This is a genomic window from Microcoleus sp. Z1_A1 (genome assembly GCF_036700305.1).
In the GTDB taxonomy this organism is placed as follows: Bacteria; Cyanobacteriota; Cyanobacteriia; order Cyanobacteriales; family Microcoleaceae; genus Microcoleus.
This window is the reverse complement of record NZ_JAUBOR010000012.1, coordinates 1-12,887: the sequence shown is the minus strand read 5'-3', so window position 1 is coordinate 12,887 and position 12,887 is coordinate 1. Positions and strand designations below refer to the sequence as shown.

The following is a 12,887-nucleotide window of genomic DNA, read 5'->3' as shown; positions in this document are numbered from 1 at the left end:
TTATTGGGATTATTGGGATTATTAGGATTATTGGGATTATTGGGATTATTGGGATTATTGGGATTATTGGGATTATTGGGATTATTCGGATTATTGGGATTATTCGGATTATTGGGATTGTCGGGATTTGTTGGTTGATTGGTAGTTACGATCGCACTATTGCCTTGAGTGTAAGAATTTATGAACGATCGCCCTTGAGTAATCGTACCTGAAGCATTGCTGGCGATCGCCCCAGCAGTACCGTTAGTCGTCGCATCTCCCACCGCAAAAGGTATCGGCGGATTGACATCACCGCCGCCGTGGCGGATCGTAACTGTACCCGCTTGAGTGTCGCCAAGAGTCGAGATGCTAACAGGAGTGCCGTTTTGGCCAAAAGTACCCGTCACTCGAACTAAACCCGGAGTTGCGAGCTCAACATTACCGCCCGGAGCATTTATGGATGCAACGCTGATATCATTTTGAGCGTTAAGATTTACTGTAGAAGTGCGATCGACCCTAACAACAGGATTAACATTTATTCGCCCTATTGTGATTTCGTTTGCGGCTAAAATACTCACAATTTCCGCAGCATTTATATTGCCAGTGCTGACACTTCCCCTACTGCTATTAACATCAACAGCGACTCCCTGCAAATTCCCCGTATTCACATTGTCTAACGCTCTGAAAGTGATATTTTCTGTTGCAGTGATGTTGGTCATTTGCAGATTCCCGCTAGTGCTATTGACATTCACTCTCTCTCCCTGCAAATTTCCGGAACTTACATTGCCAGAAGCTGTTACATTAATATTCCCAGTGGCTGTGGTATTTGCAGTTTGAATTGTTCCAGAGTTACTATTGACATTCACTCCCACTCCCTGCAAATTTCCGGAAGTTATATCGCCTAAAGCTGTTACATTAATGTTACCAAGGGATGTAGTATTGCCGATCGCAATTTTTCCCCCATCGCTATTGACCTCAACTGCTCCTCCTAGCAAATTCACTGCATTTAAGTCGCTGGATGCTCTCAAAGCAATAGTGCCAGTGCCAGCATCGATCGATAGAACTCTAATATTAGTTTGGGCATTCAAATTTACTGTAGGAATGCGATTGCTTCCGTCTGTGCTGGTGGTAGGATTGACATTAATTGTCCCTGCTGTAATTTGCTGTCCTGCCAAAAGTCTGACATCTCCATTCGTAGCGATCGCCCCCGTATTAACACTCCCATTGCTGCTAGCATTGACAGTCGCAGCGGTGAGATTGCCTACCGTTAAGTCCCTCAAAGCTGTCAAATTGATATTCTCAGTTGCTGTGATATTGACTGGTGTAGTATTAGGCACAATGGTATTGGCATCAGTCACAACTCCCAATTCACCGGAGTTACTGGTAATATCAACATTAGACCCCTGCAAAGTCCCAAAATTCACATTGCCAAAAGCTCTGAGTGCGATCGCCCCGGAAGTCCCAGTATCGATCGACCCTGTTACTATATTGCCTCGAACAGTATTCAGACTAATACTGCCGTTGATATCAGCACGAGAAATGTCACTTGTCAATATAATATTGTCATTAGCTTGAATATTAATTGTCGAACTAGACGTTAATCTGCCCCCAACTACCACTCCTGCTTCCCTGCTTTCGAGATTAATTTGACCGCCATTAATATCTCTAGTTGCGATTGTTCCCGGCGCTGACAAAATCACCGGCCCGCCGGCCGAAATATTTTCAACATAAATCAAATTATTCGATAAAATAGACGCAGGAGTAAATATTGCATCGTCACCTAAAGGATTAGGTTGTTCATTATCACCCGGAGTATCGGTAGGAGAATTAGGAACATTAGGAGAATTTGCCAAATTTTGCACTCCCGCCCGCAGAATTAAGGCCGGACTGCTGGTTAAAATAGCAATATCTGGATCGCCACTCACATTTTCCCTACCCAACGCAATATCGGGACCGGTAATTGTAATATCCTCGGCAACAATGCTCCCCCTCGCCTCGACTTTCAGCGAAACTCCGGTATAATCTCCAAAGAAAACATCTCCTTCCGAACTGATAATCGGGTCAAATAAACTGACAAAGTTTCCCGGCATTCCCGACAAATTGCGAATCGAAAAATTGCCACCAGAAACAAAGTGGGAATCCCCCGAAATAACGCCGTTGCTAACCAAACTCAAATTGCCGCCGCTTTGGAATTGCGGGGGAAGAGATAAGCCGCCGATCGCATTTTGAGTGAGAATGTCGATCGTGCGAGATCCCTGAATGTATAAATTACCCCCAGCCTTCGCCAAAAAAGGATTCTGGGCGCTGTCCCTGACCCGCACCGCATCCCCACCCAGCAAACTCAAATCCCCCGCAGTTTGCAGCCTAGCGCCCGCTAACGAGAGATTTTCCGCAGCCCATAAATTCGCACTTCCCGCATTCAACTGCGGTAGCCCAGACACATTAGCAGCAATCGCCACATCCCCAGAATTCACCTGCAAACCAGAAGCCACAAGCCGCACAGAACCGTCATCCGCAACCGCAACACCCGCAGCCTGATTTTGCCCAGTACCTGTCAGCAACTGCGGCAAAGAAATAGGATTCAAAGTCTGTTGAAAACTACCAAAATTTCCGCCCGTTGCTATTTCCAGACTCAACAAATGCCCCGGTTGACTAATGCGGAGAACATTATCTCCCGGAACAGCAGCAACAGTAATTTGCCCGCCCGCAGCCGACAACTGCCCCGTACTAACAACCGTACCGCCAAGCAAAGCCAAATTTTGCCCAGGATTCACCGCTAAATTGCCAGCATTAACAATACTTCCTGGTACACCCGGACTAAAATAAAAAGCATTTGGCGTACCAACCAAGGCGCTAAAATTATTTATACCCGCAGCATTAAACCAATTTGAACCAAAACCGACACCAGTAGCAGTAGTTGCAGTAAAAGCCGCCGGCACATTCAAACTCGCGTTCGGGCCAAACACAATCCCCGCAGGATTAATTAGAAAAAGATTAGAATTGCCGCCCGTGACAGTAATTAAACCGTTAATGAGCGAAGCGTCCCCGCCAGCAATTCGAGCTAATATATTTTGAATAGCCGAATTAGTCAGAAAATTAGCAATTTGACCTTGATTCAAGCCAAACTGCCCAAAACTGTGAAAAAGATTCGCGCCGTCTCCCGACAAACTGCCGCCGTTGATATCATAGCGGTTGCCGATCGGGGTGACAACAGTACCCGTACCGTCAGCAGCAGGCACTATGGGCTGTGCTTGCGCGAAAGTATTAAAAATTAACAAAGAAAACGGACAAATAAATAGCGCAACCTTTTTAATCTTTAAGTTGGCATTTTTCATAGCACTAAGTAAAACTATCTCAATTGCCTTAATTATCGCACTTGCAAACAACTTACCTGTAAATTACACATTAATTCGCTCATGACAACTCCCAAAATCAAAAGCCTCTACACAGACGGCGCTTGTTCCGGCAACCCAGGCCCCGGCGGCTGGGGTGCAGTAGTTTGTTTCGCCGACGGCAAGTGTCACGAACTCGGAGGTGCAGACCCCCAAACCACTAACAACCGCATGGAAATGCAGGCTGCCGTCGCTGCGCTGGAATTTTTTGCCAATTCCGGTCAAACCGAACCAGTCACCGTTTACACCGACAGTGAATACGTTAAAAACGGCATCACTAAATGGATTCAAGGCTGGAAAAATAAAGGCTGGAAAACCTCAACGGGCAAAGATGTTGTCAACCAAGACCTCTGGCATCTGCTAGACAAGCTGAATTCCCGGCAAATCAAGTGGGAACACGTCCGCGGCCACTCCGGCGACTTCTACAACGACAGATGCGATGAAATCGCCCGCAGCTTCTCGCACAATCTCACTCCCGAACTGCAACAGCAGAAACCAACGGGAGACGAGGCCGGGGCGGGCACGGGGGCACCGCCCCTACGCTTTGACAACACAATTGTTTCGGAAGAAACGGACGTAACTGGTAACAAAACGATAGAATCCTATGTCATAACTTCTGACCTTCCGATCTCCAACTCTACCATGATGGATTCAACTGCCGATACCCTGGAGAACTTGCCCCGCGAGGTGAGGGTTCAGGACCTCCGCAATCTGATCGAAACGTTGCACATCGCCGACGAGGTTGCGACGAAAGGCTACTTGATTACCAGTTCTGAACTGGCTGATTTGATGGATGTAAATGCCAGCGCTGTCACCAGTCGTGGAGACAACTGGGTTTGGCGAAATTGGGTAGTGTCGCGGGTGCGGCGCGAGGGCAACCAAATTCTCTGGCAATTAGAGAGAATTGACCACGTTAGTACAACTGATTAGTCAGTTGGCAGTTGGCAGTTGGCATTTGGCATTTGGTCAACTGTTAACTGTTAACTGTTAACTGTTAACTATTAACTGTTAACTGTTAATTAACTAACGGTGCAACCGGAGTTCATATAACAGGACGACCATCATCTAAAAGAGCATTAAGTTTTCCGGCAACTTGCCAAGGGTTTCGACCTTTGAACAAAGCAGCAAACACGGCTTCATAGGGATTTCTACCAGTTTTTTTTACTGCTGCGATCGCCTGTTTGTTAGATAATCCCCGCCCGCTAACCAACCAAGCAGCCAAAACCTGTCCTGTACGTCCGATCCCCCCAGAACAGTGAACTACGACCCCTTCGCCTTTGCTATTTGCAGATGCCAAAAATGGTAATATGCGATCGAGCAAAATATCCCTATCTACCAATTCAAAATCGGCAATCGGAGCCCAGCAAACTCGATCGCACCCAAAGATGTTCCGATACGTTCCCAGTAAGTCCCTGTAGCGGATGAGTTGGGAATCGGGAAGCAAACAGCAAACTTGCTTGATATTGTGCCCCTGCATAAATTCAATCCACTCAGCAATTTCTGCATCGCGATATCCAGGTCTCGCTGCACCAAATACAATTAATTCAGTCTCCGAAGCCGCCGCAAATTTGTGCATAATGTTTTCAATAATTTTACCTATAATTAAGAAATACCAACAAATCCTGAATCAACAGTGAAAAACAAGAGTTCGATCGCCTTAATGAACTGGCTGCAACCCAAACCAGAAACCGTTTTGTTATGCGACTCAATTGTAGCAGCTTCTGAGATGGCATTCATGCTCAACGGTGAGTGGGATGGGTGCAATAGTTTAGTCCTCCCTAAATCCGACAAGGTAGCAATTGAAGCAGCCGCCCGTTTGCTGGAGACATCGTGGTGCTACCAAAATACTTGCGAACCAGTTTTAATTCGGCTGGGAGTTGACGAATTGCTGCGCCGTTATGGAATTGGAGACAGGTTTTTTATTAATGCTAACTTGCGATGCGCGCAATTGAGCGAACTTTGTTTGGAAAACATAGATTTGAGTTATGCTAAATTGAATTTGGCTAACTTCAGCGGCACTAATTTAAGCAAAGCAAACTTAATGGCAGCACAGATGTCAGCAGCAAATTTGAGTGGCAGCAATTTGAGTAAATCGCAACTGGTGAGGGCGAACTTATCGGGAGCAAATTTATCAGATGCTAATCTCAGAGGTGCGGATTTGAGTTATGCAGATTTAAGCAATGTTTGTTTAACAGGTGCGGATTTAAGAGGTGCAAATTTAGCCAGAACAGACTTAAGAAAAACCAGCTTAGATGGGGCGATTGTTGAGTAATATCAAATCCCGCTTAAATACTTTCTCTCACACCGCGTGGGTAAATCCTGTAAACATTTTAACATCAAACCGACAGTCCGGCAGGGGTTGAAACCCCTGCCTCAAAGCGCAAGTCCTCTAAAAGAGGACTGATGAGTTCTTGAGTCCTCTTTTAGAGGACTTTAGCTATTAGACAGGGGTTTCAACCCCTGGCGGAGTAGCGGGTGGGGGGGAGGACTGGTGGACTAAAAGCTTAAGTTGACACGCTTTGGGTAATGCCGTTTCCCTACGGCGATCGATCGCACTTCCGGGGTGTGCTTCATAAACGTGGAATCTGCTGTATCTGCGTCCATCCGCGTACATCCGCCACCATCTGCGGTTAAAGTTCCAAAGTAATTAACTGAGCAATTTCGTCAGTCTGAAAACCCAACGCCATCGGCTTTTGCACTGTCGGAATCACTTGTACATCATAGAGTTCGGTGACAATTCCTTCAAAGCGCAACCAGTGAACGATCGCCCCCGTAGTCAAATCGATCGCCATCATACCACAGCGAGGCTCAGCATCCTTGGTGAGCAACAACTCATCCAATTCTAAACCGCTAAAAGTGTTGTCACCTCCCCTAGGTTTCGAGAGTCCAACAATTGCCCAATTTTGCCAAAATGCTAGTCCTCGCACATATCCCGGACAAAACGTAATTGCCTCAAATTTTCCTGTGTCTAAATCCACATAACCGAATTCCCCTCTCCCCGAATTCAGCAACCACAACTTGTCTTGATACCAGCGAGGCGAGTGCGGCATTGACAATCCTGTGACGATAATATCGTTAGATTCGATATCAATAACTATACCGCCATTTTTTCTGCGATCGCGCCAGCCATCCACCACATCCGACTGACTCGACGCTGTGACATATTTCGCCTCCCCATCCACCATCGCTAAACCGTTGAGGTGACAGCGGTCTTCGTTGATATATTGTGAGATAAAACTTGGTTTCCAGAGAGGTTTGCAACTGTGGCGATCGCTCAAAGTAGCGATACAATTAAACAAAGTGCTAATAAAAATGATTTGATTATTTTTATCGACTGCGATATCGTGAATGTCGATATCTCCTGTAGTATAACCGATCCTTGGTATATATAATTTATCGTATCCTTGGTATAATTTCCCGGATTCTAAGACATTATCTAATTGCCAGAGTTGATATTTTGAGCTTAGATACAGGCGTTCTGGCGTGCAGAAAAGTCCCATTGCGCGATCGAATATTCGCCAAAAAGCCGAGATTCTGTTGGTTTCTGGCGCAGCGCCGATTAACATTAACCTGCTGGTTTGATAAGTAGTGCAAGCGAGGCTGATTTGTTGTTGGGTTAACCAAGAAGGCAAATCGCGATCGCCAAAAATCTCATGTTCTTCAACTGTATTGACATTTGTGTCGTTATTCATAGAATCTATAAAATTTTAATTGCCGTAGGGGCGGGTTTTACAGACAATAACTGCCTAAAACTCACAATCTCATAAACCCGCCCCCACCCAACTATAAATCAAAATGTACCTCTTGAATGTAGAGGTTTCCTTCACCAACCATAATTGCCTAAAACTCAGAATCTCACAAACTCGCCCACATCGACCTGAGATAATTTCCGTAAAAAACCCCAGAACAGGTATAAATATTTACACATAATTGATATAATTTATTGTGGATGTAAAATATGGGGATTTAATAATGGTCTGGGATTTAAATATTGAAATCAACGATCCAGAGATATATATTAAGCAAGTATCGGGTATTACTAAACATATTTTTTCTTCCAAAGATTACAAAATTCAATGGCGGCTTGCTAAGTTAAAAAACTTCGAGTTCGTGAGTGTTGTTTGGGAAGCTGGGAGTACATATACCGCAGGATATAGTTTTGTTGGAAAAATAGGTTTCACATTTTTTGACAGCGATCATTTATTGAAAGTTGGGTCTAACGAATTCCTCGTGAACGATCGAAATTTGCTGATAACTCAGCCGGGAGCCGAATTAAGCCAGCTTCAGCACTCAGCCACATACAGCGGAATATCAATTTATATAGATGAAGCTCTATTTTTAACTGAAATGAGCAAGTATCTTGACAAATCCATTGAACGTCATAACCTGGTGCAAGTTATCGATCGCACTACTCCTTACGGTCGATCGCTATATCAAATGGTCATAATGCTGTTGAATTTGATTGACACTAACGGACATCCACTGGTAATTGACAATTTAGAAACCGCTATTTTTTCTACCTTAGTCCAAGGTTCATCTTACAACACTTTAGAACCATCGATTATTAAAGTATCCGAAATTTCGATCGCCCGCGTGCGAGAGGCGGCCGAATACATCCGAGCAAATATGAAACAAGAGCTGACAATTGCACAAATTGCTTCCGCCATGAACTGTAGCAGTCGTTCTTTGCAAACAGCATTCGCTCGTTATTACGGTGTCTCTCCCAGTCAATTCTTGCGAACTGCTCGACTTGAAGCCGCTCGTATGGAGTTAATGGAGAGTAACAAAACGATTACGGAAGTTGCGTTTAATTATGGCTTTTACAATCCTAGTCGCTTTACAAAATATTTCCAGCAGCATTTTGGGAAAAAGCCTTCGGACATTTTGCGAAACTAATCTTTCGCAATTTGGCTAGCGCAACTAGGAAGCAGCAAACTATAAATATTGTTAGGGAATAAATTAATACACAGGTTAACGGAATTCAGACCAAATATTAATGCGTAATACCAATTTAATGGGTCGTTGCACATATCTCGATCCCCCTAAATCCCCCTTAAGAAGGGGAGTAGGGGTTGACTTTGATCGGAATCTTGTCCCCCCCTTATTAAGGGGGGCTAGGGGGGATCGCATTCTACGGGGCCTCATAAAAAATTGGTATAAGCCCTACCAAACAAAGGTTTCGAGCCTTTGTCCCGGTTAGAAGTGTTCTTCTTACCCTTTTGATATTACTCATCACGATCGGCGAGTGTCATCCACCACAAGGTAGAAACATCACAAACCAAAATCAAATCGGGGGCATATCCCGATCGACTCAAAAACCACGAACTACATTAAAAGCAAAAAACTGTGAAAACTCTACCTCAAATTAACCGTTCCCTAAATAACAATATCGGAAGTTTGGTTGGTTGCACCAGCAACAAGCCCACAGAAATAGTCATCCTTGACCCCACAATACCCGACAGCCAGCACCTAATCTCCGGCATCAAACCCGACACCGCCACCTACATCCTCAAAAGCCAGCCCGATGCCGTAGAGCAAATCGCCACAATCCTAGCTCAGCATACAGGCATCGAAACCCTACACATCATCACCCACGGAGATTCTGGCAGCCTGTACCTAGGCACAACAGAACTCAACAGCAACAATATCCAAAACTACAGCTACCAATTGCAACAGTGGCGAAACAGCCTCACTGAGAACGCCAACATCATCTTATATGGATGTAACCTAGCAGCCGGAGACAGAGGACACCAATTCCTGACTCAACTCCACCAACTCACAGGCGCAAACATCAGCGCCAACTCCCAACCTACAGGTAACAGCAAACTCGGCGGCACTTGGGACATCCCTCAACTCATCCCCCCATCTTCTGAAGCGCCCCAACTAGCGCTCACAGAAACCACCCTCAAAACTTACAGCCACATCCTAGCCACAGCCAACCCAGACAGCAAAGCCATTACAGTCAACTCACCCCAAGTTAGCATCGACGTGCTCGCCAACGACACCGGGAGTTCCCGCGTCTCGGTGAATAGCATTACTACCGCCCCCACCAACGGCACCGCCATCATCAACGACTGGATTTATGTGGGCGGCTTTTTCACCACCATCGGGGGACAAACCCGCAACAGAATCGCTCGGTTGAATAGCGATGGGAGTGTGGATGCTACTTTTAACCCCAATGCGAATGGTGATGTCAGAGCGATCGCCCTAGACAGCAGTGGCAACCCCATAGTGGGCGGCTTTTTCACCACCATCGGCGGCAGTACCCGTAACAGAATCGCCAAATTAAACCCCAGCACAGGTGTCGCCGATGCTACCTTTAACCCCAATGCGAGTGGTCAAGTCTTAGCGATCGCCACAGACAGCAGCGGCAACCCCATAGTGGGCGGCTTTTTCACCAACATCGGCGGACAACCCCGCAACTATATCGCCAAATTAAACCCCACAACTGGTGCCGCCGATGCTACCTTTAACCCCAATGCGAATAATTTAGTCAGTGCGATCGCCCTAGACAGCAGTGGCAACCCCATAGTGGGGAACCAATTCACCACCATCGGCGGCAGTATCCGTAACAGAATCGCCAAATTAAACCCCAGCACAGGTGTCGCCGATGCTACCTTTAACCCCAATGCGAGTTTTGATGTCAGAGCGATCGCCCTAGACAGCAGTGGCAACCCCATAGTGGGCGGCAGTTTCACCACCATCGGCGGACAACCCCGCAACTATATCGCCAAATTAAACCCCGCCACAGGTGTCGCCGATGCTACCTTTAACCCCAATGCGAATAGTCAAGTCAATGCGATCGCCCTAGACAGCAGTGGCAACCCCATAGTGGGCGGCCCTTTCACCACCATCGGCGGACAAGCCCGTAACAGAATCGCCAAATTAAACCCCAGCACAGGTGTCGCCGATGCTACCTTTAACCCCAATGCGAGTAGTACAGTCAGTGCGATCGCGCTAGACAGTAGTGGCAACCCCATAGTGGGCGGCAATTTCACCACCATCGGCGGCAGTACCCGTAACTATATCGCCAAATTAAACCCCAGCACTGGTGTCGCCGATGCTACCTTTAACCCCAATGGGAGTGGTCAAGTCAATGCGATCGCGATCGACAAAGGGCGCAGCATCTACTACACTCCCAACGCTAACTTCAACGGTGAAGACACCTTCTACTACACCGCCACCGACGGTGTTGTTTCCCTCCCCACCCTCGTCACCGTCTTAGTCAACGACTCCCCCACCCTCGACAACAGCGGCACCCCCATCCTCAACCCTCAAAACCAGAACGACAGCGCCAGTACAGGCACACTCATCTCCACCATCATCACCAACCTCGGCGGCACAAAAATCACCGATCCCAACACCAGCGCCAAACAAGGCATCGCCATCAGCGCCCTAGACACCGCAAACGGCACTTGGCAATACACCACCGATGGCACTACCTGGAATAACGCCCCAGCCGTTTCTGCCGCCAACGCCTTACTATTAGCCAGTGATGCCAACACCAGCCTCAGATTTGTACCCAACCTAGGTTTCAACGGCACTGTCACCAACGCCATCACCTTTGCCGCCTGGGATCAAATCACCGGCGACAATGGCACTACCGCCAACTACACCACAGACAGAAGCACCAACACTACCTCCAGCGTATTCAGCAGTGCAACAGAAACCGCCAACATCACCGTTAATCCCTTCCCCACCATTACCAGCGTCAGCGCAGCCAACCCAAACGGGACTTACAGTATCGGCACAAACATCGACATCACCGTTCAATTCTCTGCAATAGTCAACGTTACCAATACACCGCAACTAAGTTTAAGTTTAGCAGGTGCAGCACCTGTGGCTGATTATCTCTCAGGTACCGGCACCAACACTCTCACTTTTCGCTACACAATTGCAGCCGGAGATAACACTGCCGACTTAGACTATCTTTCCACCACTGCCCTATCTTTAAGCGGCGGCACGATTAAAAATGCCACCAATGGTGATGCCATCTTAACATTGCCAACTCTCGGTGCAGCCAACTCATTGGGTGTCAACAAAGATTTAGTAATTGATACTGTTCGACCCATAGTTTTCCTCACACCCGACTCACCCCTAACCACCATAAACGCACCATTTTTAGTCTATGCAAACTTCAGCGAAAACGTCACAGGATTTGATCCAAGTGACATCAATGTTGGTAACGGCACTGTTAGCGGATTTACAGGTAGCGGTAGCAATTATCGTTTTACCGTTATACCAACAGCTAGTGGCGATGTCACCGTATATCTCCCAGCAGCTACAGCGATTGATGCCGCTGGCAACTACAATGCCCCCGCCCCTCCAATTGTTCGCACCGCCGACATTACACCGCCTACTGTTGTCTTAACATCAACATCACCAACCACCACAAATGCACCATTTATCGTCACAGCAACCTTCAGCGAAACCGTCACAGGATTTGCTGCAACTGACGTAACTGTTGCCAATGGAACTGTTAGCGGATTTACAGGTACTGGCACAACTTATGAGTTCACCGTTACACCAACTGCTACTGGCAATGTCACCGTAGATATTCCCGCAGCTACAGCCACAGATACCATTGGTAATAGCAATACCGCAGCCATCCAACTAACTCGCACTGCCGACATTACACCGCCAAATGTCATACTGACATCAACATCACCAACCACCACAAATGCACCCTTCCTAGTCACAGCAACCTTCAGCGAAACCGTCACAGGATTTGCTGCAACTGACGTAACTGTTGCCAATGGAACTGTTAGCGGATTTACAGGTACTGGTGCAACTTATAATTTCACAGTTACACCAACTGCTAATGGCGATGTCACCGTAGATATTCCAGCAGCTACAGCCACAGATACAGCAGGTAATAACAATACCCCAGCCACTCAACTTGTTCGCACAGTCGAAACCGTTGCACCAACAGTAGCCTTAACATCCGCATCACCAACAACCACAAACGCACCATTTATCGTCACAGCAACATTCAGCGAAACCGTCACAGGATTTACTGACACTGACGTAACTGTTGCTAACGGAACTGTTAGCGGATTTACAGGTACTGGTGCAACCTATAATTTCACAGTTACACCGAATGCTAGTGGCGCTGTCAGCGTTGATGTACTTGCTGCTACAGCCACAGATACCGCTGGTAATAACAATACCGCAGCCACTCAACTAATTCGCACTGCTGATATTACAGCCCCCACAGTTGCCCTCACATCCGCATCACCAACCAACACAAACGCACCATTTTTAGTCACAGCAACCTTCAGCGAAACCGTCACAGGATTTACTGACACTGACGTAACTGTTGCTAACGGAACTGTTAGCGGATTTACAGGTACTGGTGCAACTTATAATTTCACAGTTACACCCACTGCTAATGGCGCTGTCACAGTTGATATTCCAGCAGCTACAGCCACAGATACAGCAGGTAATAACAATACCGCAGCCACTCAACTTGTTCGCACAGTCGAAACCGTTGCACCAACAGTAGCCTTAACATCA

The 12,887-nt window shown here is 46.8% G+C and carries 7 protein-coding genes; 4 read left to right on the top strand and 3 right to left on the bottom strand.

The features are described from left to right. On the bottom strand, nucleotides 1-3,314 hold a 3,314-nt coding region (locus tag QT973_RS10235; protein ID WP_333391280.1), incomplete at its 3' end, for a two-partner secretion domain-containing protein. Nucleotides 3,315-3,395: 81 nt separating this feature from the next. Between QT973_RS10235 and rnhA the strand changes: the two genes are divergently transcribed. Further along, nucleotides 3,396-4,301 carry a ribonuclease HI gene (rnhA, locus tag QT973_RS10230; RefSeq protein WP_333057851.1) on the top strand — a complete coding sequence of 302 codons (906 nt, stop codon included), beginning with the start codon at nucleotides 3,396-3,398 and terminating at the stop codon, nucleotides 4,299-4,301. Nucleotides 4,302-4,413: 112 nt separating this feature from the next. Here the strand turns inward: rnhA and QT973_RS10225 are convergent, their stop codons facing one another. After that, nucleotides 4,414-4,947 carry a phosphatase domain-containing putative toxin gene (locus QT973_RS10225; protein ID WP_333233934.1) on the bottom strand — a complete coding sequence of 178 codons (534 nt, stop codon included), beginning with the start codon at nucleotides 4,945-4,947 and terminating at the stop codon, nucleotides 4,414-4,416. Between the two features lie 57 nt (nucleotides 4,948-5,004). Here QT973_RS10225 and QT973_RS10220 point away from each other — a divergent pair, with 57 nt between their 5' ends. After that, nucleotides 5,005-5,643 (top strand): pentapeptide repeat-containing protein, encoded by a 639-nt coding sequence (locus QT973_RS10220; protein WP_333337737.1) that lies wholly within the window; start codon nucleotides 5,005-5,007, stop codon nucleotides 5,641-5,643. Between the two features lie 358 nt (nucleotides 5,644-6,001). Here the strand turns inward: QT973_RS10220 and QT973_RS10215 are convergent, their stop codons facing one another. Next, nucleotides 6,002-7,063, bottom strand: coding sequence for a TIGR03032 family protein (locus QT973_RS10215; protein WP_333391277.1), 1,062 nt, complete (start codon nucleotides 7,061-7,063; stop codon nucleotides 6,002-6,004). Between the two features lie 280 nt (nucleotides 7,064-7,343). Here QT973_RS10215 and QT973_RS10210 point away from each other — a divergent pair, with 280 nt between their 5' ends. Both QT973_RS10210 and QT973_RS10205 read left to right on the top strand, forming a co-directional pair. Next, a complete protein-coding gene (locus tag QT973_RS10210) occupies nucleotides 7,344-8,267 on the top strand; it encodes a helix-turn-helix transcriptional regulator (protein WP_333391275.1) in 924 nt (307 codons plus the stop codon). Nucleotides 8,268-8,717: 450 nt separating this feature from the next. Further along, a partial coding sequence (locus QT973_RS10205; RefSeq protein WP_333391273.1) for an Ig-like domain-containing protein occupies nucleotides 8,718-12,887 on the top strand: 4,170 nt, incomplete at its 3' end.